Origin of the sequence: Flavobacterium sp. LMO6 (assembly GCF_009495795.1) — a bacterium.
Taxonomy (GTDB): domain Bacteria; phylum Bacteroidota; class Bacteroidia; order Flavobacteriales; family Flavobacteriaceae; genus Flavobacterium.
In genome coordinates, this window is the sequence record NZ_WIBH01000003.1 from 184,023 (window position 1) to 208,806 (window position 24,784).

Here is a 24,784-nt window from a genome sequence, read left to right on the forward strand (position 1 = left end):
CTTTCGACTAATGTCAATTATTATTTGTTATACAACTCAACGATTAGTTGTTCTTTAATATTTTCTGGAATCTGAAGTCTTTGAGGTACAGAAACGAAAGTACCTTCTTTAGTATCATTGTTCCATGTAATCCACTCATAAACCTGAGAAGAACTTGCTAAAGAACGTTCGATAGCTTCAAGAGATTTTGATTTTTCACGTACTGCTACTTTATCACCAGCTTTTAAGTGGTAAGAAGGAACATTTACAAGTTCACCATTAACAGTAATATGTCTGTGAGATACAATTTGACGAGCTGCTCTACGAGAAGGAGCAACACCCATTCTGTAAACAACATTATCTAAACGAGCTTCACATAATTGTAATAATATTTCACCTGTTACTCCAGAAGCTGCAGATGCTTTTTTAAACAAGTTTCTGAATTGTTTTTCAAGAATTCCGTAAGTGTACTTCGCTTTTTGCTTTTCCATTAACTGAACTGCATATTCAGATTTTTTACCTCTCTTTTTAGCTAAACCATGTTGCCCAGGAGGGTAATTTCTTTTTTCGAAGGCTTTGTCTTCTCCGAAGATTGCTTCGCCAAATTTACGAGCAATTTTTGTTTTTGGACCAGTATATCTTGCCATTTTAAAAAATTAAAAAAGGTAGGAATTATGAATTCAGGTCATATATCCTTCGATAATTTTAAACCTACCTATGTGTTATACTTAAATTATACTCTTCTTCTTTTTGGAGGACGACATCCGTTGTGTGGCATTGGAGTTACATCAATGATTTCAGTAACTTCAACTCCAGAGTTATGGATAGATCTAATAGCAGATTCTCTACCATTTCCTGGACCTTTCACATAAACTTTAACTTTTTTAAGTCCAGCTTCAAGAGCTACTTTACTACAATCTTCTGCTGCCATTTGAGCTGCATAAGGAGTATTCTTTTTAGAACCTCTAAAGCCCATTTTACCAGCTGAAGACCAAGAAATAACTTCACCTTTCTTGTTTGTTAACGAGATGATGATGTTGTTAAAAGTAGCATTAATATGTGCTTCTCCTGAAGATTCAACGATAACTTTACGTTTTTTTGCTGTTGCTTTAGCCATATTATTACTTATTATTTAGTTGCTTTTTTCTTGTTAGCAACAGTTTTTCTCTTACCTTTTCTAGTTCTAGAGTTGTTTTTAGTTCTTTGACCTCTTAATGGAAGTCCAGCTCTATGACGAATACCTCTTTGACATCCAATATCCATTAAACGTTTGATGTTTAACTGAATTTCTGAACGCAATTCTCCTTCAATTTTGAAATAAGAAACGGCATCACGAATTGCTCCGATCTCGTCATCATTCCAATCTTGAACTTTCTTGTCTTCGCTCACTTGAGCTTTAGCTAATATATCTTTAGCTCTGCTTTTACCAATACCAAATATGTATGTTAAAGCAATGATTCCTCTCTTTTGTTTAGGTATATCTACCCCTGCAATTCTTGCCATAATTATCCTTGTCTTTGTTTAAATCTAGGATTCTTTTTGTTAATAACGTATAATCTTCCTTTTCTACGTACAATAATGCACTCGGCACTTCTTTTTTTAACTGATGCTCTTACTTTCATTTTAATAGCTTTAGTATCTATAAGTAATTCTTGCTTTAGACAAATCATAAGGGCTCATTTCAAGTTTAACCTTGTCACCTGGTAACAACTTAATGTAATGCATACGCATTTTACCAGAGATATGAGCAATTACAATATGTCCGTTTTCTAACTCTACACGAAACATAGCATTTGATAATGCTTCAATGATTGTTCCGTCTTGTTCTATTGCTGATTGTTTTGCCATAAAAAATTAAGCTACTGCTTTTCTATTTTTACCACTTTTCATCAAACCATCATAGTGTTTATTCAATAAATAAGAATTTATTTGCTGAATAGTATCTATTGCAACCCCAACCATGATTAGTAAAGAAGTACCTCCATAAAAATAACCCCAAGCACCTTGAACTCCAAGTAAACTTACCGCAACAGCTGGGAACACAGCTACTATAGCAAGAAATAATGAACCTGGAAAAGTGATTAATGACATAATTTTATCTAGGTAATCTCCGGTTTCAACACCTGGCTTAACACCTGGTATAAAACCTCCGCTTCTTTTTAAATCATCTGCCATCTTATTAGTTGGTACAGTAATTGCGGTGTAAAAGTACGTAAAAATTACAATTAACAAAGCAAAAACTATATTATATACTAAACCGAATGGATCGTTGAACATTCCTGCAATAGATAATGCAGTATCTGATTCTTTAGCCAAACCAGAAACAGCAGCAGGAATAAACATAATAGCTTGCGCAAAAATGATCGGCATTACACCTGATGCATTTAATTTTAATGGGATAAACTGTCTGTTACCACCCATCATGTCTTCTTCAAAATCCCCAGAAACTGTACGTCTTGCATACTGTACTGGAATTTTTCTTACAGCCATTACTAATAAAATACAAGCAATTATTACTAGGAACCAAAGTATTAATTCAATTACGATCATCATGATACCTCCGTTTGCTTGAGAAGTTCTTGATGAAAATTCTTGAATAAATGCTTGTGGCATTCTTGCAATAATACCTACCATTATCAATAAAGAAATACCATTACCAATACCTTTATCAGTAATTTTTTCTCCTAACCACATTGCAAAAATAGTACCAGTTACTAAGATTAGTACTGAAGAGAAGATAAATGTAGGTCCAGTTAGCATAAATGCTTCTCCTGGTAAAGTTCTGTATAAGTTATAGATATAACCTGGACCTTGAACTAAAGTAATTAAGATAGTTAACCATCTTGTAATTTGGTTAATTTTCTTTCTACCACTTTCCCCATCTTTTTGTAATTTTTGCAAATAAGGTACCGCAATTCCCATTAATTGAACTACGATAGAAGCTGAAATGTATGGCATAATACCCAATGCAAATACAGAAGCTTGCGAAAACGCACCTCCTGTAAATACATTTATTAACCACCCAATACCTTCGTCAGTTTGGTTTGTAAGATTTGTCAATTTAGTAGCATCAATCCCCGGAAGGGTTACTTGAGCACCGAAACGGTACACTAATAATAATCCAAGAGTTAATAATATTCTATTTTTTAACTCTTCGATTTTCCAAACGTTGATGAATGAATCTATAAATTTCTTCATTTTACTAAAGGGATTATAAAGTTACAGCTTCTCCACCAGCAGCCTCGATAGCCGCTTTTGCAGATGCAGTAAATTTGTGAGCACTTACTTTAAGTTTTGTTTTTAGCTCACCTCTTCCTAAAATCTTTACTAAGCTATTTTTTGTAGCCAAACGAGTGTCAACAAATACAGTAAAATCTACTGCATCGGTAACTACACCGTTATCTACTAATAATTGTAACGAATCAAGATTGATACCTTGATATTCTACTCTATTAATGTTCTTGAAACCAAACTTAGGTACACGTCTTTGAAGTGGCATTTGACCACCTTCAAAACCAATTTTCTTAGAATAACCAGAACGAGACTTTGCTCCTTTGTGACCACGTGCAGCGGTACCACCTTTACCAGAACCTTCTCCTCTACCTACTCTTTTATTTTGGTTGTGAACTGAACCTTCAGCTGGTTGTAAGTTACTTAAATTCATAACTGTATAGTGTTATTTAGTTTCTTCTACAGAAACTAAGTGTTTAACTTTATTTACCATTCCAAGGATAGCAGGACTTGCATCATGCTCAACAACTTGTCCCATTTTACGAAGACCTAAAGCTTCCAAAGTTCTCTTTTGATCAAGAGGACAATTGATTTTACTTCTTACTTGTTTTACTTTTAATTTTGCCATGATTTCCTGTTGATTAACCTTTGAATACTTTTTCTAAAGATACTCCTCTTTGTTTAGCTACCGTTAAAGCGCTTCTCATTTGTAACAAAGCATCAAAAGTTGCTTTAACTACGTTATGAGGGTTAGAAGAACCTTGTGATTTAGATAATACATCATGAATTCCTACTGATTCTAATACGGCACGAACCGCACCACCAGCAATTACTCCAGTACCATGAGAAGCAGGCATTAAAAATACTCTAGCTCCACCAAATTTACCTTTTTGTTCATGAGGTACAGACTGACCATGTAAAGGAATTCTAACAAGATTTTTCTTTGCATCTTCTACCGCCTTAGCAATAGCCTCAGAAACATCTTTAGATTTACCTAATCCATGACCTACCACACCGTTTTCATCACCAACTACTACGATAGCAGAGAAACCAAATGCTCTACCTCCTTTAGTAACTTTAGTAACACGATTTACACTCACCAAACGATCTTTTAATTCAAGACCACCTGGTTTTACAATCTCTACGTTTTTATAATTATGATACATAATTTCTTAGAATTTAAGTCCAGCTTCTCTAGCTCCTTCAGCTAATGATTTCACACGTCCATGGTATAAATACCCACCTCTATCAAAAGAGATTGTTGAAATACCTGCTTTAAGTGCTTTTTCAGCAACTAATTTACCAACTGCTTTAGCAGTTTCAACAGAAGTCCCTTGTTCAACACCTTTATCTCTCGATGAAGCTGCTACTATAGTAGTTCCGTTTACGTCGTCTATGATTTGCGCATAGATTTCTTTATTACTTCTGAATACAGAAAGTCTTGGTTGAGCAGCAGTTCCGCTTACAATCTTTCTTATTCTGAACTTAATTCTTTGTCTTCTTTCAGATTTCGTTAATGACATAGTCTTAATTTTTAAGCTGATTTACCTGCTTTTCTTCTTAGTTCTTCTCCTACAAACTTAACTCCTTTTCCTTTATATGGCTCAGGTTTGCGGAAACCTCTGATCTTCGCAGCTACTTGACCTAATAATTGTTTGTCGAATGATGATAATTTCACTATCGGATTTTTACCTTTTTCTGAAACTGTTTCAACAGTTACTTCACTTACTACATCTAAAACGATGTTGTGAGAGAATCCTAAAGCTAAATCAAGTTTTTGACCTTGATTAGAAGCTCTATAACCAACTCCAACTAATTCTAATTGTTTTGTAAAGCCTTCAGAAACACCAACAATCATGTTGTTGATTAATGAACGATAAAGTCCGTGTTTCGCTCTCTCATCTTTATGATCTGATGAACGCTCAACGATAACTTGGTTATCTTCGATTTTAACGGTTACATCAGAAAATTCTTGAGTAAGCTCGCCTAATTTTCCTTTTACTGTAACTACAGCTTCTTTAACTTCTACAGTTACTCCTGCTGGAATTGCAATTGGATTTTTACCTATTCTTGACATTGTCTCGTCTTTTTATTAATATACGTAACAAATAACTTCTCCACCAACATTTAATTGCTTAGCTTGTTTTCCTGTCATCAAACCTTTTGATGTAGAAACAATAGCAATACCTAAACCATTTAAGATTCTAGGTAAGTCAGATGAACCTGCATATTTACGTAAACCTGGTTTACTAATTCTTTGGATATCTTTGATAACAGACTCTTTAGTCTCTTTATCATATTTAAGTGCAATTTTGATTGACCCCTGAACAGAGTTATCATCAAATTTATAACTTAAGATATATCCTTGATCGAATAAAATCTTTGTGATTTCTTTTTTCATGTTAGACGCAGGAATTTCAACCACTTTGTGGTTAGCTCTCACAGCGTTTCTCACTCTTGTAAGATAATCGGCAATTGGATCTGTATACATATGTATAATATTGCGGTTATGGTTTTCATCTGGTACTCACCAAATAAACCTTTAACCAATTAAAATTATTTTTTGGTTTGCAAAAGTAATAACTTTTTTTGATATTACCAAGAAGCTTTTTTAACTCCTGGGATTAATCCTTGGTTAGCCATTTCACGGAATGTAACACGAGATAAACCGAATTGACGCATATACCCTCTTGGTCTTCCTGTTAATTTACAACGATTGTGTAAACGAACTGGAGAAGCATTTTTAGGTAATTTTTGTAAAGCTTCAAAATCTCCAGCAGCTTTAAGCGCTTTTCTTTTTTCAGCATATTTGTCAACAACTGCTTGTCTCTTTACCTCACGGGCTTTCATTGATTCTTTAGCCATATCTTAATTCTTTTTAAAAGGTAAACCTAATTCTGCTAATAATGATTTTGCTTCTTTATCTGTTTCTGCAGAAGTTACGAAAGTAATATCAAAACCTGCGATTTTATTTACTTTATCAATATCAATTTCTGGGAAAATGATTTGCTCAAGTACACCAAGGTTATAATTTCCTCTTCCGTCAAATCCAGTAGATTTAATTCCGCTGAAATCTCTAACACGTGGTAAAGATGAAGTAATCAATCTATCTAAGAATTCATACATTCTTTCTCCACGTAAAGTTACTTTAGCACCAATTGGCATACCTTTTCTTAATTTAAAAGACGCAACGTCTTTTTTAGAAATTGTAGCAACTGCTTTTTGCCCAGTAATTTTTGTCATTTCTTCAACAGCATAATCAACTAACTTTTTGTCAGAAACAGCTGCACCAACTCCACGGCTTACAACAATTTTTTCAAGTTTAGGAACTTGCATAACATTTTTGTAACCGAATTCTTCTGTAAGAGCAGCAATTACTCTGCTCTTATATTCTTCTTTTAGTCTAGGAATATATGCCATAACTATAATACTTGATTAGATTTTTTTGAAAATCTCACTTTCTTGTCTCCTTCTTGTTTGAAACCAACTTTAGTAGTCTCTTTTGACTTAGGGTCAATTAAAGACAAGTTAGACACATGAATAGGAGCTTCTTTTTTAACGATTCCTCCTTGAGGGTTTTTTGCACTTGGTTTAGTATGTTTCGAAACCATGTTAACTCCTTCAACAATCGCTTTGTTTTTCTCACGAAGAACACGTACAATTTTACCTTCAGAACCTTTGTGGTCTCCAGCAATAACTCTTACGATATCTCCTGATTTAATTTTTAGCTTTATCATTTGTATAAGAATTAAAGCACTTCTGGTGCTAATGATACAATTTTCATGAATTGTTTTTCACGAAGTTCTCTGGCAACCGGACCAAAAACACGAGTTCCTCTCATTTCACCTGCAGCGTTTAACAATACACATGCGTTATCGTCAAAACGGATATAAGATCCATCAGCTCTTCTCACTTCTTTTTTGGTACGTACAACAACTGCAGTAGATACTGCTCCTTTTTTAACGTTTCCGTTAGGAGTTGCATCTTTAATTGAAACTACAATTTTGTCACCAACAGAGGCATAACGACGTTTCGTTCCTCCTAAAACACGGATCGTAAGAACTTCTTTCGCTCCTGTGTTATCTGCTACTTTTAATCTTGACTCTTGTTGTACCATAATTACTTAGCTCTTTCAATGATTTCAACTAATCTCCAACATTTAGATTTAGATAAAGGTCTTGTTTCCATGATCTTTACTGTATCACCAATGTTACAATCGTTTGTTTCGTCGTGTGCAACGTATTTTTTAGTTTTTAACACGAACTTACCGTATAATGGGTGTTTCACTTTTGTAGTTTGTGACACAACAATAGATTTCTCCATTTTGTTTGAAGTCACCACACCAATTCTCTCTTTTCTTAAATTTCTTTTTTCCATCTTTCAGCTAGTCTACAATTATTGTAACTCTCTTTTAGTTAACTCTGTATGTAATCTCGCAACTGATCTTCTTAAACCTCTTAATTGAAGAGGATTTTGGATAGGCGAAATTGCATGAGCATTTTTTAGGTCGGTATACGTTTTCTTTAACTGACTAAGTTGTTCTTGTAACTCAGCTGCAGATAGATTTTTAATTTCTGATTGTTTCATAATAAATTTTGATTATGCTTCGAAATCTCTAGCAACGATAAACTTAGTTTTAACAGGAAGTTTTTGAGCTGCAAGACGTAAAGCCTCTTTTGCAACAGATAGAGGAACCCCTCCAACTTCAAACATAATTTTACCAGGTTTAACAACTGCAGCCCAATACTCAACTGCACCTTTACCTTTACCCATACGTACTTCTAATGGTTTCTTTGTAATAGGTTTATCTGGAAATATTTTGATCCATAATTGACCTTCTCTTTTCATGAAACGTGTAGCTGCAATACGAGCTGCTTCAATTTGACGAGAAGTAATAAATGAAGAATCTAAAGATTTAATACCAAACATTCCATTTGAAAGTTCGTGTCCTCTTTGAGAAACGCCTTTCATTCTACCTTTCTGTACCTTACGGTATTTTGTTCTTTTAGGCTGTAACATTTTTCTTTAGTTTAAATAATTACTTTCTTTTGCGTGCGTTTGGTTTATTTCCATCTCTTCTTGGAGCACCAGATCCTGAAGGTTTAGACTTTTGTTTGTCCATTCCAACTAACGGAGAAAGATCTCTTTTTCCATAAACCTCACCTTTCATTATCCATACTTTAATACCCATTCTACCATAAGTAGTATGCGCTTCAGCTAATGAATAATCAATATCAGCTCTGAAAGTTGACAAAGGAATTCTACCTTCTTTGAAGTTTTCTGAACGTGCCATTTCAGCACCATTCAAACGACCAGAAATTTGAACTTTGATACCTTCTGCGTTCATACGCATAGCAGCAGCAATAGCCATTTTAATTGCACGTCTGTAAGAAATTCTACTTTCTATTTGACGAGCAATACTTGTACCTACTAAGTAAGCATCAAGTTCAGGTCTTTTAATTTCAAAGATGTTGATTTGAACCTCTTTGTCTGTAATTTTCTTAAGTTCTTCTTTTAACTTGTCTACCTCTTGACCACCTTTTCCGATAATAATACCAGGTCTAGCAGTAGTGATAGTAACGGTTACAAGTTTTAAAGTTCTTTCGATAATTATTTTTGATACACTTGCTTTAGATAAACGAGCATGGATATACTTTCTGATTTTATAATCTTCAGCGATTTTATCACCGTAATCATTTCCACCATACCAGTTTGAGTCCCACCCTCTGATGATACCAAGTCTATTTCCTATTGGATTTGTCTTTTGTCCCATACTGTTTATTAATTGCTTTGTGTGTTATTATTTGATCCTAACACGATTGTTACGTGGTTAGAACGTTTTCTAATTCTATGTGCACGACCTTGTGGTGCTGGACGAAGTCTTTTTAACATCATTCCGCCATCCACTGTAATCGTTTTTACAAATAAGCCTGCTTCTTCTAAATTAGCGTCTTCATTTTTCTGTACATAATTATTTATGGCAGATAATAACAATTTCTCTAATTTTCTTGAAGCTTCTTTTTGACTAAATCTTAAAATATTAAGAGCTAGTTCAACTTTCTGACCTCTTACTAAATCTGCAACTAAACGCATTTTTCTAGGTGAAGTTGGACAGTTATTTAATTTAGCAAATGCAATAGACTTATTAGCCTCTTTTCTTGCATCTGCAACTTCTCTTTTACGAACTCCCATTGCTTCTTATTTTTTACCTTTATTTTTAGCCCCAGCATGACCTCTAAAAGATCTTGTTGGCGAAAACTCTCCTAATTTGTGTCCTACCATGTTTTCTGTAACGTAAACTGGTACAAACTGACGACCATTGTGAACTGCGATAGTCTGTCCAACGAAATCTGGAGTAATCATAGATGCTCTAGACCAAGTCTTAACAACACCTTTATTACCACCTGCGATATTTTCTTGAACTTTCTTCTCTAATTTAAAGTGAACAAATGGTCCTTTTTTTAATGAACGTGCCATGTCTATCTAATTATTTCTTTCTACGTTCTACAATATACTTATTACTCGGGTTAACTTTAGAACGAGTTCTATAACCTTTAGCAGGTAAACCTTTTCTTGAACGTGGATGACCTCCAGATGAACGTCCTTCACCACCTCCCATAGGGTGATCAACTGGGTTCATTGCTACTGGTCTAGTTCTTGGTCTTCTACCTAACCATCTTGATCTACCAGCCTTACCTGATACGATTAATTGGTGGTCTGAGTTAGAAACTGCTCCAATTGTAGCTGAACAAGTTAACAAGATCAATCTTGTTTCACCCGACGGCATTTTAATTGTTGCATATTTTCCATCTCTTGCCATTAACTGAGCGAAAGTTCCTGCAGAACGAGCGATTACAGCTCCTTGACCTGGTCTTAATTCGATACACGAAATAACAGTTCCTAGAGGAATTTTACTTAAAGGCATTGCATTTCCAATTTCTGGAGATGCATCAACACCTGAAACTACAGTTTGTCCAACTTGTAATCCATTTTGTGCAATGATGTAAGTTTTAGCTCCATCTGCATAATATAATAATGAAATAAATGCTGAACGATTTGGATCGTACTCGATAGTTTTAACTGTAGCTGGAATACCAACTTTAGTTCTTTTAAAATCAATAATACGATACTTTTGTTTGTGACCACCGCCTACATAACGCATGGTCATCTTTCCTTGACTATTTCTACCTCCTGAGTTTTTTTTCGGTGCGATTAATGAACGCTCCGGCTTATCAGTTGTAATAGTGTCAAAGCTATTAACAACTCTAAAACGCTGACCCGGGGTAATAGGTTTTAATTTTCTAACTGACATATTCTATTAGATATTAGTATAAAAATCTATTGTTTCTCCCTCTTGAACTTGAACAATTGCTTTTTTATATGCATTTGTTTTCCCACTGATTAAACCACTTTTAGTATATTTAACACTTCTATCAGCTCTATAGTTCATTGTATTAACAGTAACTACATTCACACCAAAAGCAGCTTCAACAGCATTTTTGATTTGAATTTTGTTTGCAGTTTTTTCAACTATAAAACCAAAACGGTTAAAAATTTCACCATCTTTAGTTATTTTCTCAGTTATAATAGGCTTAATTATGATGCTCATAATCTTATTATTTACTTAAATTAGCTTCAATTCCGTCTACAGCACCCTCTAAAAGAACTAAACTTTTTGCGTTTAAAATAGCATAAGTGCTTAATTCTGAAGTAGTTACAACGCTAGACGCTTTTAAATTGCGTGACGACAAATATACATTTTTATTTGAATCGCCCAACACAAATAAAGATTTTTTATTATCTAACCCTAAAGATTTCAATACGTTAATGAAATTTTTAGTGCTTGGTGTATCAAATGTAAAATCCTCTACTACTACTAAATTTGATTCATTTACTTTTAAAGATAAAGCAGATTTACGCGCTAATCTTTTTAAGTTTTTGTTCAATTTAAATGAATAGCTTCTTGGTCTTGGTCCAAAAACTGTACCTCCACCTTTAAACAAAGGGTTTTTAGCAGAACCTGCACGAGCAGTACCAGTACCTTTTTGTTTTTTAATTTTACGAGTACTTCCTGCAACTTCAGCTCTTTCTTTAGCTTTGTGGTTTCCTTGTCTTTGATTAGCCAAATATTGCTTTACATCTAAATATACAGCATGTTTGTTTGGCTCGATTGCGAAAACTGAATCAGAAAGTTGAACTTTTCTTCCAGTTTCTTTTCCGTTGATATCTAAAACTTTTACTTCCATTACTTCTGAATGATTACATAAGAGTTTTTATGACCTGGAACACAACCTTTTACTACTAAAAGATTTTTCTCACCAACCACTTTTAAAACTCTAAGGTTTTGTACTGTTACATTATCTCCTCCCATTCTTCCAGCCATACGCATTCCTTTGAATACTCTAGATGGATAAGATGACGCTCCTACAGATCCTGGCGCTCTTAAACGGTTATGTTGACCGTGTGTCGCTTGTCCAACACCGCCAAAACCATGACGTTTAACAACCCCTTGGAATCCTTTTCCTTTAGAAACTCCTAAAACATCAACAAATTCACCTTCAGCGAATAAGTCAACAGCGATTACATCGCCTAATTTGTACTCCTCTTCAAAACCTTTGAATTCAACGACTTTTTTCTTTGCAGCTGTTCCCGCTTTCTTAAAGTGACCTAACTCAGCTTTAATAGAACGTTTTTCAGCTTTGTCATCGAAACCTAACTGAATAGCAGAATATCCGTCTACTTCATTGGTTCTGACTTGGGTAACAACGCATGGACCACACTCGATTACAGTACAAGGAATATTTTTCCCGCTCTCATCAAAGATGCTAGTCATGCCAATTTTTCTTCCGATTAACCCAGACATATTAAACTAATTATTAATTAAACTCTTATTTATACAACAAATAGTATTTGCACACTACTCATTTTGAGGGTGCAAATATATAAATTATTTTTTAATTATCGCAAAAATAAATAGTTAAGTGAAATTAACTTTAAAAAAGACGATTTCACCTACTAAAAACGATAAGAAAAAAAACCGTAATGCTATTAACATTGACGGTTTTTTATGGTTATTGCTATTGCAATCTAAATCAATTATACTTTGATTTCTACTTCAACACCACTAGGTAATTCTAATTTCATTAAAGCATCGATAGTTTTTGAAGAAGAACTGTAGATATCTAACAATCTCTTATATGAACTTAATTCGAACTGCTCTCTTGATTTTTTATTTACGTGTGGAGAACGTAATACAGTAAAAATCTTTTTGTGAGTTGGTAATGGAATTGGACCCGTTACTACTGCACCTGTACTTTTTACAGTTTTTACAATCTTCTCTGCTGATTTATCAACCAACATGTGATCGTAAGATTTTAATTTTATTCTGATTTTTTGACTCATTTTCTTAAAAATTAAGCGTTACCTTTTGCTTTTTTGATTACAGCTTCTGAAATATTAGAAGGTGTTTCTGCATAATGTGAAAACTCCATTGTTGATGTAGCTCTACCCGATGATAATGTTCTTAATGTTGTTACATAACCAAACATTTCTGATAAAGGCACATCTGCTTTGATAGTTTTAGCACCATTTCTATCACCCATATCATTTACTTGACCTCTACGACGGTTCAAGTCACCTACGATATCACCCATATTTTCTTCAGGAGTAATAACTTCGATTTTCATGATTGGCTCAAGAATAACTGCACCAGCAGCACGACCTACTTCTTTATATCCCATTTTAGCTGCTAATTCGAAAGAAAGAGCATCAGAATCCACAGGGTGGAAAGATCCGTCTAATAAAGTTACTTTTAAACTATCTACTGCATATCCTGCTAAAGGACCTGCTTTCATAGCTTCTCTGAAACCTTTTTCAACCGCTGGAATATATTCTTTTGGTACGTTACCACCTTTAACTTCATTAACAAACTGTAATCCCATAGGAGCTTTACCGTCTACTAAATCAGCAGGTTCTAAACGGAAAACGATATCACCAAATTTACCACGACCACCAGATTGCTTTTTGTAAGTTTCTCTGTGTTGTGCTGATTTTGTGAACGCTTCTTTATATTCTACTTGTGGCTCACCTTGGTTAACCTCAACTTTAAACTCACGTTTCATACGATCCACAAGGATGTCTAAGTGTAACTCACCCATACCTGAAATAATCGTTTGACCTGAAGCCTCATCCGTTCTAACTGTAAACGTTGGATCTTCTTCAGCTAATTTAGCTAAAGCCATACCCATTTTATCTACGTCAGCTTTTGTTTTAGGCTCAATTGCGATACCAATTACAGGATCAGGGAATTTCATTGACTCAAGAATAATTGGGTGTTTTTCATCACACATTGTATCTCCAGTCTTGATATCTTTAAATCCTACAGCAGCTCCAATATCTCCCGCTTCGATATAATCGATTGGATTTTGTTTGTTAGCGTGCATTTGGTAAATACGAGATATACGCTCTTTGTTTCCTGAACGTGTGTTCAAGATATAAGAACCTGCATCTAAACGACCTGAATAAGCACGGAAGAAAGCTAAACGACCAACATAAGGGTCAGTAGCAATTTTAAATGCTAAAGCTGCGAACGGCTCTTTTGGATCAGGACGACGTAAAATTTTCTTTTGATCTTCTTCTAATAAGTCAGCATCATCAGGATGAATTCCTTCAATACCTTCTTTATCCATTGGAGATGGTAAGTATTTACATACTGCATCTAACATGAATTGAACTCCTTTGTTTTTGAAAGAAGAACCAGCAATCATAGGAATGATAGCCATGTCAATTGTTGCAGCTCTTAAAGCTACATTAATTTCTTCTTCAGTAATAGAGTTTTCATCTTCCATGTATTTCTCCAATAAGTTTTCGTCGTAAGTAGCAATCTCTTCAATTAAAATTGAACGATATTCTTTTACTTCGTCAACCATATCAGCTGGAATAGGCACGATATCAAAAGTTGCCCCTTGAGTTTCGTCATGCCAAATGATAGCTTGGTTTTTTACTAAGTCAACAACTCCTTTAAAGTCATTTTCTTCACCAATTGGTAAAGTAATTGCAACAGCGTTAGATTTTAACATATCTCTAACTTGTTGACAAACATTTAAGAAGTTAGAACCTTGACGGTCCATTTTGTTTACGAATCCCATACGTGGAACTCTATATTGATCAGCTAATCTCCAGTTAGTTTCAGATTGAGGCTCAACACCATCAACCGCACTAAATAAGAATACTAAACCATCTAATACACGTAACGAACGGTTTACCTCAACTGTAAAGTCAACGTGTCCCGGTGTATCAATGATATTAAAGTGGTATGGTAATGTCTCTGGCAATACTTTACCTTGTTCAGTTGGGAAATTCCATTCACAAGTTGTAGCAGCTGAAGTAATTGTAATACCTCTTTCTTGCTCTTGTGCCATCCAGTCCATTGTTGCAGCACCATCATGTACTTCACCAATTTTGTGTGATTTTCCTGTATAGAATAAGATACGCTCTGTTGTTGTTGTTTTACCAGCATCAATGTGAGCAGCAATTCCAATATTTCTTGTATATTTTAAATCTCTAGCCATTTCTATTCGAATTAAAATCTAAAGTGAGAGAATGCTTTATTAGCATCTGCCATTTTGTGAGTATCCATTCTTTTCTTAACAGCAGCACCTTCTTCTTTAGCCGCAGCTAAAATTTCAGAAGCTAATTTACCTGCCATTGATTTTTCATTTCTTCTTCTTGCATAAAGAATCATCCATTTCATAGAATAAGAAATTTTTCTATCTGGACGAATTTGCATTGGAATCTGGAATGTAGCTCCACCCACTCTACGTGAACGTACTTCTACGTGAGGCATAACATTTGTTAATGCATCTTTCCATACTTCTAAAGCAGTTTTCTCTGCATCTTGCTTTTTAGCTTCTACGATATCTAATGCATCATAAAAAACTTTAAAAGCTGTTGATTTTTTACCATCCCACATTAAGTTGTTCACAAAACGCGTTACTAACTGATCGTTAAATTTTGGATCTGGTAAAAGTGGTCTTTTTTTGGCCGCTCTTTTTCTCATGTCTTTTCTTTAAAAGATTTTAAATTACTTTTTCTTTCCAGTTGGTGCAGCTGCTTGTCCTGGTTTTGGACGTTTAGCTCCGTATTTAGATCTACGTTGTGTTCTTCCTGCAACACCCGCAGTATCTAATGCTCCACGTACGATGTGGTAACGTACACCTGGTAAATCTTTTACTCTTCCACCTCTAACTAATACTATCGAGTGCTCTTGTAGATTGTGACCTTCTCCAGGAATGTATGCATTCACCTCGTTACCGTTTGTTAAACGAACCCTAGCTACCTTTCTCATTGCTGAGTTTGGTTTCTTAGGAGTTGTTGTGTAAACACGAGTACACACACCTCTTCTTTGAGGACAAGAATCTAAAGCAGCCGATTTACTCTTCTTAGTTATTTGGGTTCTCCCTGTTCTTACTAATTGTTGAATTGTTGGCATAATTAAATACTAAAAATTTTTACTGTTTAAAATTCCCGCTTTTTACGGGGTTGCAAATGTAGGAATTATTTTTTACTTTCCAAATCATAATATATTAATTTTCAATGCAATTTGATTTTAGTATTGATTTGATTTGTATTGGGTTACAAAAAGTAACGACAAAAATTTTCAAGAATAGCTGCATTGGATTATGAAACAATCCCAAAGCTTCAGGACAGAAAGACAAAGTGGATATAAAATTTATTTTACTTTTTTTCGTTTCTTTACTGCGATGAAATCATTTTTGCTTTTTATTCTTTTATTTTTTTTCCAATTCTCATTGGGACAAAACTTCTATTTAAAAATCGAAGGGAAATCGGAAAACGAATGCAAAACAATTGATAGTATGCTTTATAACAAAAAACATAAATCTGTTGCATTACTTTTAGAAGAGCAAAAACGTTTTGAAACAAAGTTAACAAATCAAGGTTTTTTTGATTGGTTACTATTAGAACAAAAAAAGACAAATGACAGCAGTTTTGTTTTTAAATACAACATAGGACAATCTGTAAAAAACACCATTATATATATAGGTAAACTTTCTGAAACTGAAAAGTTGTTATTACAATTAGAAAAAGACACTTTGAATATCGCTACTAATGAAGTTGAAAATTTTATGAAAAGTAAAATTGCGTTATTAGAAAAGAAAGGATATTCGTTAGCAAATTTGCAATTAATCAATCAGAGAAAAATTGAAAATAATTTATTTTCTGGTTTACAACTCAAACTGAATTCAAAAAGAAACATTACAGATATTGTTATTCTAGGGTATGATAAATTTCCGGCGGGGATTAAAAAGGCAATTTCCAAAAAGGCAAAAAAAGCAACTTTTAATCAGGATAATTTAAATCAAATTAACGATGAGTTTGACAAATTACAATTTGTTAGTCAGCTAAAATATCCTGAGATTTTATTCACGACCGATTCGACAAAAATTTTTGTGTATTTAGAAAAATCGAAACCTAATAAATTTGATGGTTTTATTGGATTTTCGAACGACGACCAAAGTAAATTGACTTTTAATGGTTATTTAGATTTGCAATTGCAGAACATTTTGAATTCGGGTGAAAAATTTAATTTGTATTGGAAAAACGATGGCAACCAACAAACTTCATTTAATTTAGGAACCGAATTACCTTATTTATTTAAAACTCCAATTGGAATTAAAACCAACCTACGAATCTTTAAACAAGACTCTACTTTTCAAAATACAAATACCGATTTGAATTTGGGTTATTATTTTTCGTACAACACCAAAGCGTATTTGGGATATCAGAAAACTAATTCAGTTGATATTCAAAACACCAACTCCTTTAGCTTGAATGATTTTACAAATACATTTTTAACCACAAGTTTTGAACATTTAACTTTCTCTACAACTAATTTTATTTTTCCAGAAAAAACAAAAGTAATTGCCAAGTTTGGAAGTGGAAATCGAACCATAGCAACTACAAAATCGAATCAGTTTTTTGCACAATTAGAACTCAGTCATCATTTAGAATTGAACCCAAAAAACAGTATTTTTATAAAAAACCAATCCTATTATCTACAAAGCAATGATTATGTAATTAACGAATTGTATCGTTTTGGCGGCATAAACTCGATTCGAGGTTTTAATGAAAATAGCTTACAAGCGAATGCCTTTAGTGGAATTATGGCTGAATACCGTTATCTTTTAGCACCCAATCTCTATATCCATACGATTACCGATTATGGCTATTTTCAAGACAAAACAAATGAGATTGAAAATAAGCTTATTGGAATTGGTTTCGGTTTTGGGTTATTCAGCAAAAACGGCTTGTTTAATTTGATTTATGCCAATGGAAGCACCAGTGACCAAGCGATAAAACTTTCGAATTCAATAGTGCATATTAGTTTTAAAACGAATTTTTAAGAAGCAATTCGACCGCAGATTCGCAGATTGTAAAAAAACTTAAAATAATAAAAAAAAATCTGCGAATCTGCGGTTAAAACATAATAATTAAAATTCAAACTAAAATCCTATCTTTGCGCCATGGAAAAAGACAACCAAATATTCGGGATTAGAGCAATAATTGAAGCAATTAACGCTAAAAAGGAAATTGATAAAGTATTCGTTCAAAAAGATGCGCAAGGAGACTTGATGCAAGATTTGATGAAAACAATGAAAAGAAACAACATCAACTTTTCATACGTTCCTGTTGAAAAACTAAACCGATTAACTCCAAATAATCACCAAGGTGCAGTGGCAACTATCGCTCCTATTTCTTTTGTTTCATTAGAAACTTTAGTAGAAGGCGTTATTGAAACTGGTAAAAAACCTTTATTCCTAATTTTAGACCAATTATCTGATGCGCGTAACTTTGGCGCCATCATCAGAACTGCAGAATGTACTGGTGTTGACGGAATTATTATCCAAAAACAAGGTTCAGCTCCTGTGAATGGCGATACGGTTAAAACTTCTGCTGGAGCGGTTTTTAATGTGCCAATTTGTAAAGTGGATCATATCAAAGACGCAATTTTCTATTTACAAGGTTCTGGAATTAAAACTGTTGCTGCAACTGAAAAAACAGACAAACACATTTACGACATCAACTTTAACGAAGGTGTTGCCATTATTATGGGTAGCGAAGATAGAGGTGTGAACCCTTCTGTACTAAAAATTGTAGATGAAAAAGCAAAATTACCTATGTTTGGAACTATCGAATCATTGAATGTTTCTGTGGCTTGTGGTGCATTTTTGTATGAGGCTTTGAGACAGAGACTTAATTAGTCAATTTTTCAATGTGACAATATGCCAATAGCTTCTGAGTAAATTAATTTTAATTGGCTAATTGACTTATTGCCACATTGACTCATTTCTTCCCTCCCAAAAACTCATACACCACTCTCATAGAAGAATTAAAGTATCCTCGAATTACTTCTTCTGGTTTTGGTGGTGGATTGAAATTTCCTTTTTCGTCGAAGTTTTTCATAAAGGGATCGAGTTCTGGATTGAAATCGGGTTTTTCCCATTCGTAGAAAATAGGTTTTGAAAATTGAGGCGTTTTTAAAACTAAAGCTAAAGCCAATCCAACAATAAATCCCGCTAAATGTCCTTCCCACGAAATACCTTCTTTGACATTTGGAAACATGTACCAAACGCTTCCGCCGTACAAAATTACAATGGTGAAGGATAAAGCTACTAACCGGTAATATTTGGTGAAAATACCTTTGAAGAAGATAAAACTCACCAAAGCATAAATTAATCCACTGGCACCAATGTGATAACTTGGCCTACCTAACAACCAAGTCCCTAATCCTGAAAACAGAATTCCAAACAGCAAAACCACAAACGATTGTTCTTTGTAGAAATACCTCAAAATAGGCAACAACACTAATAGTGCAACCGAATTATTAGCCAAATGCTCGATATCGCCATGTAAAAAAGGACTAAAAAGAATTCCTTTCAATCCATAAACTTCTCTTGGATATATTCCAAAATGCGATAAATTATCATGAAATTGCAATTCATACCAAAAAACCGACCATAAAGTCAATACAAAAAACAACGGTAATAAAATGACCGCTTTTGTAAACTGAAAAGGATTATCGTGCTGTTTTTCCATAGTTGAATAATTTCAAATATAAAGCCAAAAAGTTAATTATGAAATTATGGCAGACTTATTTAAAACACATAGACACTTAAGTTTAACTTTGAATTAAAAAGGCGTTACACTTGACATAGTTCACAAAGCAAAATCTATATAATCTTTAATTAATGAAATGCCTTTAATCAATAATTTCTAAACCTATGTTTCTATGTGGTAAAAATCTAAAAAAGAATCGCATATTTTTGTAATTTTACATCATGAATCAACCATTAGCCGAACGCATACGCCCACAACAATTATCGGATTACATTAGCCAACTACATTTAGTTGGACCTGAGGGTTCACTAACGCAACAAATTGCAAAAGGATTAATTCCAAGTTTGATTTTATGGGGACCACCCGGAACCGGAAAAACCACCTTGGCACAAATTATGGCACAAGAAAGCAAACGTCCGTTTTACCAACTGAGTGCAATACATTCTGGCGTAAAAGACATACGTGAAGTTATTGAAAAAGCGAAACAAAGCAGCGGTTTATTCACAGCTAAAAATCCGATTTTATTTATTGATGAGATTCATCGTTTTAGTAAATCGCAACAAGATTCTTTATTGGCAGCTATCGAAAAAGGTTGGGTAACTTTGATTGGTGCAACTACTGAAAATCCGAGTTTTGAGGTTATTCCCGCTTTATTGTCAAGATGTCAGGTTTATGTATTGAATGCTTTTACCAAAGACGATTTGGTAGCGTTGTTACATCGTGCAATAAAAACTGATATTCATTTACAAAATAAAGACATTCAATTAAAAGAAACCGAAGCGTTGTTGAGACTTTCAGGTGGCGATGGTAGAAAATTATTAAATATTTTCGAATTGGTTATTAATGCAACCGATACTTCAACAAGCTCTGCATCCATAGAAGTTACGAATGAAAAAGTAATGCAATTGGTGCAAAAAAACACAGTCTTGTATGACAAAACAGGCGAACAACATTATGATATTGTTTCAGCCTTCATTAAATCGATTCGTGGAAGCGATCCAAATGGCGCTGTATATTGGTTAGCTCGAATGATTGAAGGTGGTGAAGATGTAAAATTCATCGCCAGACGACTACTGATTCTAGCTAGTGAAGATATTGGAAATGCCAATCCAACGGCGTTTATCATGGCAAATAATGCTTTTCAAGCGGTAGCGACAATTGGTTATCCTGAAAGTCGCATTATTTTGAGTCAATGTGCGATTTATTTAGCTACTTCTGCAAAAAGTAATGCAAGTTATATGGCAATTGGAAAAGCGCAACAAATGGTAAAACAAACAGGAGATTTACCCGTTCCTATTCATTTACGAAATGCTCCAACTAAATTAATGAAAGAATTGGGTTACGGAGATGAATACAAATACTCGCACGATTTCCCCAACAACTTTGCCGAACAAGAATTTTTACCTACGGAGATTTCAGAGACTAAGTTCTTTGAACCAGGTGAAAATGCACGCGAAAAAGAATTACGTCAGTTTTTAAAGAATCGATGGAAGGATAAGTATGGGTATTGATTAGTGATTAGTGATTAGTGATTAGTGATTAGTGATTAGTGAAAATTACTTTTTACTTTTTACTTTTTACTTTTTACTTTTTACTAAAACTTAACTTCCACTTTTTCTGAAATTAATTTATCTCCATTATAATATTCAAAAAACCAAGCGTTATTTTTCTTTAATAAAACTCCTGAAACTTCTTCTTTTTGAGCTATAAAAACATTTTCTGCCGAAGTTGATTTTACTAGCATAATTGTTTTAGGTTCAGAATCTACCAATTTAAATCCGTTTGATATTGGAATAGCAAAAAGTTGATTTTCATTCACAATTATTGCAGCATTTGTATTCGGTTTATTTTCTGAAATAACTACTGGATTTTCAATTGGTTTAACTATTTCTACAGGTTTAAATCTCAAAAGTCCTCGCATGCTAATTAAAGCCTCTCTAAATGATTCATTATATGCCTTTTGATATTCTTTATCTCTCGAGTCGCCTTCTTTACTTGTTAAAAGTAAATTATTCTGGCAATCTTTAATTTCAAAAGTAATTGTTGTAGTTAGCATATTACTTTTCTCTAAAACATTAGTATATAAAGCTGAGCAACGGTTTTCTGCTAAATCGTTTGGAAATTTATCGGTATCATAAATTACTTGAAATCCTTCCTTTTCAAAAAAAGACTTTGTTAATTCATTAAGTCCATACTTGTTAGCCTCTTTAAAAAAAGAAAATTGAGATGGAATAATAATGTATTTATAACTTTCTTGAGCAAAAGAAATACTACTTAAAAACAATGTAATTATTAAAATTATTTTCTTCATAACTATAATATATTTTTTAATTCTAATAAATGAGTTACTTGAAATACAGGTTGTTCTACTTGAATATTTTGTTCATTGAAAAATACAGCATCAATTCCTGCTTCAATTGCTCCTAAAACATCGGCTTCATAACTATCCCCAATCATTATACTATCATCTTTTGAAGCATTTGCCAAAGATAAAGCAAAATCAAATATATCTCGATGTGGTTTTTTTACACCAGCCATTTCTGAATTGGTGATGGTTTCGAAATAATGATCAATATTGGAATTTTTAAGCTTTTTGGTTTGAACAGAAGCAAATCCGTTTGTAATTATGTGCAATTGATATTTAGGTTTTAAATAATCTAACAGCTCGATAGCTCCATCAAACAAATGGTTGTATTCTGGCAAATATTTAATGTATTCGTCTGATAAATGATAAATTATTGCATCTGAAACTTCAAATTCTAACGCATCAAAAACATCTTTTAAACGATAATAGCGTAAATCCTCGTGGGAGATTTGATTTACTTGATATAATTTCCAATAATGCTGATTGCGGGGAATATATATATTAAGAAAATCAGATAAATTAATATCCAAACCTTGCTGTTTAAAAATGGTATCAAAGGCAAAAGCAGAATTTTTATCAAAATCCCAAAGGGTATGATCTAAATCGAAAAAGAGATGTTTTTTATGTTGAAATGTTTGCAATGCTAACGTATTGAATGATTAAAAAAAGCCCAAACGATGGGCTTCCAATTATTTGCTTTGAGAAACAATTACAGCGTCTTCAATATGGTAAATCCAATCTTCCACATCGGTTTCGTTGTATCTAAAAGTTCCTTTTAAAGTTACGTAGGTATCGGTTTTTAACTTTGGAAAAGCACCTCCTTTAAATTTGATACCCGCAATCGTTTCTGGCCCTGATTTTCCACAGAAGAAACAAGCTGCAAAAACATTTTTACTTAACGCATAGTTTTTGTTGTCAATAGGTACAATGAATCCGCTCATGAAAATCGTTTTCTTTTGCATCATTTTCAATTTCATGTTCACTTGTGGAAATTCTACTTCTCCATACGTTGCATGTTTTTTACGAATATATTTTATATCTCCTAACAACTTCCATGTAAGAGTATCGTTTGCAACAGTTGTGCTCTTGCTATTAGTATTCATTGGTAAAGTTGTACTATCAGTAAAACTCATCATTGAAATAAATACTAATAAGGCTAAAATTAATTTTATATAATTACGCATTGGCTAATGTTTTTGAAATGTTTAAATTATAAGCTTTTATAGCTGGAATTAGTGCCGCAATAAAACCTACTAATAGCGTTAGTAAAAATAGAGCTCCTTCTTTTTCCCAAATAAATTCGTACGGATTAAAACTCATTTTGAAATCTTCTTCAGCTGAGTTCGACAACATAGATATGGCTACTCTTCCCAAAACCGTACCAAAGATAAATCCAACAATGCATAAAAGCAAACTTTCTATCATAACAACTTTTAAAAGCTGTAGTCTTTTGGCTCCGTTGACACGCATTAAGGCAAATTCGTTTTCACGTTCTTTTAATGTGTTGTACAAAGCAATGAAAATTGAAATTCCTGAAATCAACATAATTCCGTAGGCTAAATATTGCAAGGCTGAAATTCCAATTCCGAATAACGAAAACAAACGATTTACCTCGATTGCTGGAGAAGCGACTTGCATTTTTGTGTTTTGCGCTATAATTCTTGGCCAAGTTACAATTCCCATTTTGTTGCGGAATTTTAGCAAAACAGCTGTAATTTCCATACCTGGCATATCTAAAGTCATGTCGGCTTCTTCGTGATGTTCTTCTCCTTCAACATGAACGTGACCTTCTTCGCCATGTGCTGGATTTTCAGCTTCATCATGTCCGCCATGCATTTGCCAAACACTTGGAATTGTACATAAAATCAAATTGTCTACTACTTTTCCTGTTGGTTTTGCAATTCCGACTACTTTATAACCATAATGTTCATGAACTTCACCTTCAACAGCATCGCCATGAGATCCAAAAAACTCATCTCCAACTTTTAAACTTAATTTTTGAGCAATATCATTTCCAATTACGACTTCAAAATTCTTTTCAAATAATTTCCCTTCAGCAATTTTTGCTCCGTATTTATCTAAATAATCAGGTGTTGTTCCTAAGATTTTATATCCTCTATAATTGTCTCCAAAAGCTAAAGGAATTGCTTTTTGAACAAATGGATGTTGCATCCAAACTTTTGCAGAATCATAACTAATATTTCCAGTTGGAGCATCTACTTGGTAAACCGAAGATAAAATTAATTGTAATGGACTTCCTTGAGCGCCCATTACTAAATCGACACCATCAATATTACTAGAAAACTTTTCTTCAAATTGTTTTTCAACCAAAACTAAAGTCGTAATAATTGCCACACTTGAGGTTAACAAAACAACACTCAAAATCGTATTTAATGGTTTAAACCATATATTTTTCCATGCTAATTTTGCTATCATATCAAAGTAATTTTATTGATAAACCTTTCTTTAATTCGGCTATCGTGTGTTACAATTAACAAAGCGGCTTTGTATTCTTTAGATAAAGATGTAAGTAAATCAATTACTTTTTCAGCATTTTTATCATCTAAACTTGATGTTGGTTCGTCTGCCAAAAGCACTTTTGGCTCGTTCATAAGCGCACGTGCGATAGAAACCCTTTGTTGTTGTCCAATACTCAATTGAGAAGGTAATTTTGAAGCTTGATTTTCGATTCCTAATTGCACTAATATTTTTTTAGCACGTTTTGTATGTTTTTTTCCAGTAGCTAACCAACTTGCCATTTCTAAATTTTCCAAAACAGTTAGAGCAGCAATAAAATATGATTTTTGAAAAACCACTCCAATGTGCTTCCCTCTAAATTTATCTGTAGCTTTTTCTGAAAGTGAAGCAATATCAGTTTTATCAATTTCAATTTCGCCTTTAGATGGTTTTAACAATCCCGCTAAAATATGCAAATAGGTAGTTTTTCCTTTACCAGAATCACCTGTAATTAATAATGTACTTCCAGCTTCGCAATATAAATCTGGGAATATAAATTCTTGTTCTTTATTGTAAGAAAATCGAATGTTTTTAGTGCTTATCATTATTTTTCAG

General features: G+C 33.6%; 39 protein-coding genes. 3 read left to right on the plus strand and 36 right to left on the minus strand.

Annotated elements, in window-relative coordinates; all coding sequences use genetic code 11:
• Nucleotides 1-20: 20 nt before the first annotated feature.
• The 30 genes from rpsD to rpsL form a co-directional block, all read right to left on the minus strand.
• Nucleotides 21-626 (minus strand): 30S ribosomal protein S4, encoded by a 606-nt coding sequence (gene rpsD / locus GFJ99_RS04620; RefSeq protein WP_008254444.1) that lies wholly within the window; start codon nt 624-626, stop codon nt 21-23.
• A gap of 86 nt (nt 627-712) precedes the next feature.
• Nucleotides 713-1,096, minus strand: a complete 384-nt coding sequence (gene rpsK / locus GFJ99_RS04625; RefSeq protein ID WP_008254446.1) for a 30S ribosomal protein S11 — start codon at nt 1,094-1,096, stop codon at nt 713-715.
• Nucleotides 1,097-1,107: 11 nt separating this feature from the next.
• On the minus strand, nt 1,108-1,482 hold the full coding sequence (gene rpsM, locus GFJ99_RS04630; protein WP_008254460.1) for a 30S ribosomal protein S13: 375 nt from the start codon (nt 1,480-1,482) through the stop codon (nt 1,108-1,110).
• Nucleotides 1,483-1,484: 2 nt separating this feature from the next.
• Nucleotides 1,485-1,601 carry a type B 50S ribosomal protein L36 gene (ykgO, locus tag GFJ99_RS04635; protein WP_002987490.1) on the minus strand — a complete coding sequence of 39 codons (117 nt, stop codon included), beginning with the start codon at nt 1,599-1,601 and terminating at the stop codon, nt 1,485-1,487.
• A 10-nt stretch (nt 1,602-1,611) separates the two neighbouring features.
• Nucleotides 1,612-1,827 (minus strand): translation initiation factor IF-1, encoded by a 216-nt coding sequence (gene infA / locus GFJ99_RS04640; RefSeq protein ID WP_008254466.1) that lies wholly within the window; start codon nt 1,825-1,827, stop codon nt 1,612-1,614.
• A 6-nt stretch (nt 1,828-1,833) separates the two neighbouring features.
• Entirely contained in the window at nt 1,834-3,177 is a 1,344-nt protein-coding gene (secY, locus tag GFJ99_RS04645; protein WP_008254467.1) for a preprotein translocase subunit SecY, read from the minus strand.
• A gap of 13 nt (nt 3,178-3,190) precedes the next feature.
• Nucleotides 3,191-3,643: a 50S ribosomal protein L15 gene (rplO, locus tag GFJ99_RS04650; RefSeq protein WP_008254468.1), complete on the minus strand. Its 453-nt coding sequence runs from the start codon at nt 3,641-3,643 to the stop codon at nt 3,191-3,193.
• A gap of 12 nt (nt 3,644-3,655) precedes the next feature.
• Nucleotides 3,656-3,838, minus strand: coding sequence for a 50S ribosomal protein L30 (gene rpmD, locus GFJ99_RS04655; protein ID WP_008254469.1), 183 nt, complete (start codon nt 3,836-3,838; stop codon nt 3,656-3,658).
• Between the two features lie 13 nt (nt 3,839-3,851).
• The gene (gene rpsE, locus GFJ99_RS04660) at nt 3,852-4,376 is read right to left on the minus strand and encodes a 30S ribosomal protein S5 (RefSeq protein WP_008254470.1); all 525 of its coding nucleotides are present in this window, start codon (nt 4,374-4,376) and stop codon (nt 3,852-3,854) included.
• 6 nt (nt 4,377-4,382) lie between these two features.
• Nucleotides 4,383-4,733 (minus strand): 50S ribosomal protein L18, encoded by a 351-nt coding sequence (gene rplR / locus GFJ99_RS04665; RefSeq protein WP_008254471.1) that lies wholly within the window; start codon nt 4,731-4,733, stop codon nt 4,383-4,385.
• A gap of 11 nt (nt 4,734-4,744) precedes the next feature.
• Nucleotides 4,745-5,287: a 50S ribosomal protein L6 gene (rplF, locus tag GFJ99_RS04670; protein WP_008254472.1), complete on the minus strand. Its 543-nt coding sequence runs from the start codon at nt 5,285-5,287 to the stop codon at nt 4,745-4,747.
• Between the two features lie 15 nt (nt 5,288-5,302).
• Nucleotides 5,303-5,701 carry a 30S ribosomal protein S8 gene (gene rpsH / locus GFJ99_RS04675; RefSeq protein ID WP_008254473.1) on the minus strand — a complete coding sequence of 133 codons (399 nt, stop codon included), beginning with the start codon at nt 5,699-5,701 and terminating at the stop codon, nt 5,303-5,305.
• Nucleotides 5,702-5,805: 104 nt separating this feature from the next.
• A complete protein-coding gene (rpsN, locus tag GFJ99_RS04680) occupies nt 5,806-6,075 on the minus strand; it encodes a 30S ribosomal protein S14 (RefSeq protein WP_008254474.1) in 270 nt (89 codons plus the stop codon).
• A 3-nt stretch (nt 6,076-6,078) separates the two neighbouring features.
• Entirely contained in the window at nt 6,079-6,630 is a 552-nt protein-coding gene (gene rplE, locus GFJ99_RS04685; RefSeq protein WP_008254476.1) for a 50S ribosomal protein L5, read from the minus strand.
• Nucleotides 6,631-6,632: 2 nt separating this feature from the next.
• Nucleotides 6,633-6,947, minus strand: coding sequence for a 50S ribosomal protein L24 (rplX, locus tag GFJ99_RS04690; RefSeq protein ID WP_153207744.1), 315 nt, complete (start codon nt 6,945-6,947; stop codon nt 6,633-6,635).
• Nucleotides 6,948-6,958: 11 nt separating this feature from the next.
• Nucleotides 6,959-7,327: a 50S ribosomal protein L14 gene (rplN, locus tag GFJ99_RS04695; RefSeq protein WP_007803649.1), complete on the minus strand. Its 369-nt coding sequence runs from the start codon at nt 7,325-7,327 to the stop codon at nt 6,959-6,961.
• A 2-nt stretch (nt 7,328-7,329) separates the two neighbouring features.
• On the minus strand, nt 7,330-7,587 hold the full coding sequence (rpsQ, locus tag GFJ99_RS04700; RefSeq protein WP_008254481.1) for a 30S ribosomal protein S17: 258 nt from the start codon (nt 7,585-7,587) through the stop codon (nt 7,330-7,332).
• Nucleotides 7,588-7,605: 18 nt separating this feature from the next.
• Entirely contained in the window at nt 7,606-7,797 is a 192-nt protein-coding gene (gene rpmC, locus GFJ99_RS04705; protein WP_008254482.1) for a 50S ribosomal protein L29, read from the minus strand.
• A gap of 12 nt (nt 7,798-7,809) precedes the next feature.
• Nucleotides 7,810-8,229: a 50S ribosomal protein L16 gene (gene rplP, locus GFJ99_RS04710; protein WP_008254483.1), complete on the minus strand. Its 420-nt coding sequence runs from the start codon at nt 8,227-8,229 to the stop codon at nt 7,810-7,812.
• A 19-nt stretch (nt 8,230-8,248) separates the two neighbouring features.
• On the minus strand, nt 8,249-8,983 hold the full coding sequence (gene rpsC, locus GFJ99_RS04715; RefSeq protein WP_153207745.1) for a 30S ribosomal protein S3: 735 nt from the start codon (nt 8,981-8,983) through the stop codon (nt 8,249-8,251).
• Between the two features lie 8 nt (nt 8,984-8,991).
• A complete protein-coding gene (gene rplV / locus GFJ99_RS04720) occupies nt 8,992-9,402 on the minus strand; it encodes a 50S ribosomal protein L22 (RefSeq protein ID WP_133609598.1) in 411 nt (136 codons plus the stop codon).
• A gap of 6 nt (nt 9,403-9,408) precedes the next feature.
• The gene (gene rpsS / locus GFJ99_RS04725; protein WP_008254487.1) at nt 9,409-9,687 is read right to left on the minus strand and encodes a 30S ribosomal protein S19; all 279 of its coding nucleotides are present in this window, start codon (nt 9,685-9,687) and stop codon (nt 9,409-9,411) included.
• Between the two features lie 10 nt (nt 9,688-9,697).
• Complete coding sequence (gene rplB, locus GFJ99_RS04730; protein ID WP_008254488.1) at nt 9,698-10,522, minus strand: 50S ribosomal protein L2; 825 nt, start codon at nt 10,520-10,522, stop codon at nt 9,698-9,700.
• A gap of 6 nt (nt 10,523-10,528) precedes the next feature.
• Nucleotides 10,529-10,819 (minus strand): 50S ribosomal protein L23, encoded by a 291-nt coding sequence (gene rplW, locus GFJ99_RS04735; RefSeq protein WP_008254490.1) that lies wholly within the window; start codon nt 10,817-10,819, stop codon nt 10,529-10,531.
• A gap of 7 nt (nt 10,820-10,826) precedes the next feature.
• The gene (gene rplD / locus GFJ99_RS04740; protein WP_008254492.1) at nt 10,827-11,456 is read right to left on the minus strand and encodes a 50S ribosomal protein L4; all 630 of its coding nucleotides are present in this window, start codon (nt 11,454-11,456) and stop codon (nt 10,827-10,829) included.
• On the minus strand, nt 11,456-12,073 hold the full coding sequence (gene rplC / locus GFJ99_RS04745; protein ID WP_153207746.1) for a 50S ribosomal protein L3: 618 nt from the start codon (nt 12,071-12,073) through the stop codon (nt 11,456-11,458). The genes rplD and rplC overlap by 1 nt, the downstream gene beginning before the upstream one ends.
• Nucleotides 12,074-12,306: 233 nt before the next feature.
• Complete coding sequence (gene rpsJ / locus GFJ99_RS04750; protein ID WP_008254495.1) at nt 12,307-12,612, minus strand: 30S ribosomal protein S10; 306 nt, start codon at nt 12,610-12,612, stop codon at nt 12,307-12,309.
• 11 nt (nt 12,613-12,623) lie between these two features.
• A complete protein-coding gene (fusA, locus tag GFJ99_RS04755; protein ID WP_153207747.1) occupies nt 12,624-14,780 on the minus strand; it encodes an elongation factor G in 2,157 nt (718 codons plus the stop codon).
• An 11-nt stretch (nt 14,781-14,791) separates the two neighbouring features.
• On the minus strand, nt 14,792-15,268 hold the full coding sequence (gene rpsG / locus GFJ99_RS04760; RefSeq protein WP_008254499.1) for a 30S ribosomal protein S7: 477 nt from the start codon (nt 15,266-15,268) through the stop codon (nt 14,792-14,794).
• A 24-nt stretch (nt 15,269-15,292) separates the two neighbouring features.
• Entirely contained in the window at nt 15,293-15,700 is a 408-nt protein-coding gene (gene rpsL / locus GFJ99_RS04765; protein WP_008254501.1) for a 30S ribosomal protein S12, read from the minus strand.
• Nucleotides 15,701-16,085: 385 nt separating this feature from the next.
• Between rpsL and GFJ99_RS04770 the strand changes: the two genes are divergently transcribed.
• Together GFJ99_RS04770 and rlmB are read left to right on the plus strand one after the other, a co-directional pair.
• A complete protein-coding gene (locus GFJ99_RS04770; protein ID WP_238990072.1) occupies nt 16,086-17,633 on the plus strand; it encodes a hypothetical protein in 1,548 nt (515 codons plus the stop codon).
• Nucleotides 17,634-17,753: 120 nt separating this feature from the next.
• Nucleotides 17,754-18,491 carry a 23S rRNA (guanosine(2251)-2'-O)-methyltransferase RlmB gene (gene rlmB, locus GFJ99_RS04775; RefSeq protein ID WP_153207749.1) on the plus strand — a complete coding sequence of 246 codons (738 nt, stop codon included), beginning with the start codon at nt 17,754-17,756 and terminating at the stop codon, nt 18,489-18,491.
• A gap of 82 nt (nt 18,492-18,573) precedes the next feature.
• Here the strand turns inward: rlmB and GFJ99_RS04780 are convergent, their stop codons facing one another.
• Nucleotides 18,574-19,326, minus strand: coding sequence for a rhomboid family intramembrane serine protease (locus GFJ99_RS04780; protein ID WP_153207750.1), 753 nt, complete (start codon nt 19,324-19,326; stop codon nt 18,574-18,576).
• A gap of 242 nt (nt 19,327-19,568) precedes the next feature.
• On the opposite strand from GFJ99_RS04780, the gene GFJ99_RS04785 reads away from it, so the two are divergent.
• Nucleotides 19,569-20,858: a replication-associated recombination protein A gene (locus GFJ99_RS04785; protein WP_153207751.1), complete on the plus strand. Its 1,290-nt coding sequence runs from the start codon at nt 19,569-19,571 to the stop codon at nt 20,856-20,858.
• 83 nt (nt 20,859-20,941) lie between these two features.
• Here the strand turns inward: GFJ99_RS04785 and GFJ99_RS04790 are convergent, their stop codons facing one another.
• Genes GFJ99_RS04790 through GFJ99_RS04810 form a run of 5 tightly spaced genes read right to left on the minus strand, consistent with a single transcriptional unit; the run spans nt 20,942 to nt 24,774 of the window.
• Nucleotides 20,942-21,658, minus strand: a complete 717-nt coding sequence (locus GFJ99_RS04790; protein WP_153207752.1) for a hypothetical protein — start codon at nt 21,656-21,658, stop codon at nt 20,942-20,944.
• Nucleotides 21,659-21,660: 2 nt separating this feature from the next.
• Nucleotides 21,661-22,353 carry a YjjG family noncanonical pyrimidine nucleotidase gene (locus GFJ99_RS04795; protein ID WP_153207753.1) on the minus strand — a complete coding sequence of 231 codons (693 nt, stop codon included), beginning with the start codon at nt 22,351-22,353 and terminating at the stop codon, nt 21,661-21,663.
• A 48-nt stretch (nt 22,354-22,401) separates the two neighbouring features.
• Complete coding sequence (locus GFJ99_RS04800) at nt 22,402-22,896, minus strand: hypothetical protein (protein ID WP_153207754.1); 495 nt, start codon at nt 22,894-22,896, stop codon at nt 22,402-22,404.
• Nucleotides 22,889-24,148, minus strand: a complete 1,260-nt coding sequence (locus tag GFJ99_RS04805) for an FtsX-like permease family protein (RefSeq protein ID WP_153207755.1) — start codon at nt 24,146-24,148, stop codon at nt 22,889-22,891. Before GFJ99_RS04805 ends, GFJ99_RS04800 begins: the two co-directional genes overlap by 8 nt.
• A complete protein-coding gene (locus GFJ99_RS04810) occupies nt 24,145-24,774 on the minus strand; it encodes an ABC transporter ATP-binding protein (RefSeq protein WP_153207756.1) in 630 nt (209 codons plus the stop codon). Before GFJ99_RS04810 ends, GFJ99_RS04805 begins: the two co-directional genes overlap by 4 nt.
• Nucleotides 24,775-24,784: the final 10 nt, after the last annotated feature.

Bases quoted from the DNA above. Each gene is read 5' to 3' on its own strand.
- rpsD (WP_008254444.1), bottom strand. From the start codon at position 626: ATGGCAAGATATACTGGTCCAAAAACAAAAATTGCTCGTAAATTTGGC.
- rpsK (WP_008254446.1), bottom strand. From the start codon at position 1,096: ATGGCTAAAGCAACAGCAAAAAAACGTAAAGTTATCGTTGAATCTTCA.
- rpsM (WP_008254460.1), bottom strand. From the start codon at position 1,482: ATGGCAAGAATTGCAGGGGTAGATATACCTAAACAAAAGAGAGGAATC.
- ykgO (WP_002987490.1), bottom strand. From the start codon at position 1,601: ATGAAAGTAAGAGCATCAGTTAAAAAAAGAAGTGCCGAGTGCATTATT.
- infA (WP_008254466.1), bottom strand. From the start codon at position 1,827: ATGGCAAAACAATCAGCAATAGAACAAGACGGAACAATCATTGAAGCA.
- secY (WP_008254467.1), bottom strand. From the start codon at position 3,177: ATGAAGAAATTTATAGATTCATTCATCAACGTTTGGAAAATCGAAGAG.
- rplO (WP_008254468.1), bottom strand. From the start codon at position 3,643: ATGAATTTAAGTAACTTACAACCAGCTGAAGGTTCAGTTCACAACCAA.
- rpmD (WP_008254469.1), bottom strand. From the start codon at position 3,838: ATGGCAAAATTAAAAGTAAAACAAGTAAGAAGTAAAATCAATTGTCCT.
- rpsE (WP_008254470.1), bottom strand. From the start codon at position 4,376: ATGTATCATAATTATAAAAACGTAGAGATTGTAAAACCAGGTGGTCTT.
- rplR (WP_008254471.1), bottom strand. From the start codon at position 4,733: ATGTCATTAACGAAATCTGAAAGAAGACAAAGAATTAAGTTCAGAATA.
- rplF (WP_008254472.1), bottom strand. From the start codon at position 5,287: ATGTCAAGAATAGGTAAAAATCCAATTGCAATTCCAGCAGGAGTAACT.
- rpsH (WP_008254473.1), bottom strand. From the start codon at position 5,701: ATGTATACAGATCCAATTGCCGATTATCTTACAAGAGTGAGAAACGCT.
- rpsN (WP_008254474.1), bottom strand. From the start codon at position 6,075: ATGGCTAAAGAATCAATGAAAGCCCGTGAGGTAAAGAGACAAGCAGTT.
- rplE (WP_008254476.1), bottom strand. From the start codon at position 6,630: ATGGCATATATTCCTAGACTAAAAGAAGAATATAAGAGCAGAGTAATT.
- rplX (WP_153207744.1), bottom strand. From the start codon at position 6,947: ATGATAAAGCTAAAAATTAAATCAGGAGATATCGTAAGAGTTATTGCT.
- rplN (WP_007803649.1), bottom strand. From the start codon at position 7,327: ATGGTACAACAAGAGTCAAGATTAAAAGTAGCAGATAACACAGGAGCG.
- rpsQ (WP_008254481.1), bottom strand. From the start codon at position 7,587: ATGGAAAAAAGAAATTTAAGAAAAGAGAGAATTGGTGTGGTGACTTCA.
- rpmC (WP_008254482.1), bottom strand. From the start codon at position 7,797: ATGAAACAATCAGAAATTAAAAATCTATCTGCAGCTGAGTTACAAGAA.
- rplP (WP_008254483.1), bottom strand. From the start codon at position 8,229: ATGTTACAGCCTAAAAGAACAAAATACCGTAAGGTACAGAAAGGTAGA.
- rpsC (WP_153207745.1), bottom strand. From the start codon at position 8,983: ATGGGACAAAAGACAAATCCAATAGGAAATAGACTTGGTATCATCAGA.
- rplV (WP_133609598.1), bottom strand. From the start codon at position 9,402: ATGGGAGTTCGTAAAAGAGAAGTTGCAGATGCAAGAAAAGAGGCTAAT.
- rpsS (WP_008254487.1), bottom strand. From the start codon at position 9,687: ATGGCACGTTCATTAAAAAAAGGACCATTTGTTCACTTTAAATTAGAG.
- rplB (WP_008254488.1), bottom strand. From the start codon at position 10,522: ATGTCAGTTAGAAAATTAAAACCTATTACCCCGGGTCAGCGTTTTAGA.
- rplW (WP_008254490.1), bottom strand. From the start codon at position 10,819: ATGAGCATCATAATTAAGCCTATTATAACTGAGAAAATAACTAAAGAT.
- rplD (WP_008254492.1), bottom strand. From the start codon at position 11,456: ATGGAAGTAAAAGTTTTAGATATCAACGGAAAAGAAACTGGAAGAAAA.
- rplC (WP_153207746.1), bottom strand. From the start codon at position 12,073: ATGTCTGGGTTAATCGGAAGAAAAATTGGCATGACTAGCATCTTTGAT.
- rpsJ (WP_008254495.1), bottom strand. From the start codon at position 12,612: ATGAGTCAAAAAATCAGAATAAAATTAAAATCTTACGATCACATGTTG.
- fusA (WP_153207747.1), bottom strand. From the start codon at position 14,780: ATGGCTAGAGATTTAAAATATACAAGAAATATTGGAATTGCTGCTCAC.
- rpsG (WP_008254499.1), bottom strand. From the start codon at position 15,268: ATGAGAAAAAGAGCGGCCAAAAAAAGACCACTTTTACCAGATCCAAAA.
- rpsL (WP_008254501.1), bottom strand. From the start codon at position 15,700: ATGCCAACAATTCAACAATTAGTAAGAACAGGGAGAACCCAAATAACT.
- GFJ99_RS04770 (WP_238990072.1), top strand. From the start codon at position 16,086: ATGCTTTATAACAAAAAACATAAATCTGTTGCATTACTTTTAGAAGAG.
- rlmB (WP_153207749.1), top strand. From the start codon at position 17,754: ATGGAAAAAGACAACCAAATATTCGGGATTAGAGCAATAATTGAAGCA.
- GFJ99_RS04780 (WP_153207750.1), bottom strand. From the start codon at position 19,326: ATGGAAAAACAGCACGATAATCCTTTTCAGTTTACAAAAGCGGTCATT.
- GFJ99_RS04785 (WP_153207751.1), top strand. From the start codon at position 19,569: ATGAATCAACCATTAGCCGAACGCATACGCCCACAACAATTATCGGAT.
- GFJ99_RS04790 (WP_153207752.1), bottom strand. From the start codon at position 21,658: ATGAAGAAAATAATTTTAATAATTACATTGTTTTTAAGTAGTATTTCT.
- GFJ99_RS04800 (WP_153207754.1), bottom strand. From the start codon at position 22,896: ATGCGTAATTATATAAAATTAATTTTAGCCTTATTAGTATTTATTTCA.
- GFJ99_RS04805 (WP_153207755.1), bottom strand. From the start codon at position 24,148: ATGATAGCAAAATTAGCATGGAAAAATATATGGTTTAAACCATTAAAT.
- GFJ99_RS04810 (WP_153207756.1), bottom strand. From the start codon at position 24,774: ATGATAAGCACTAAAAACATTCGATTTTCTTACAATAAAGAACAAGAA.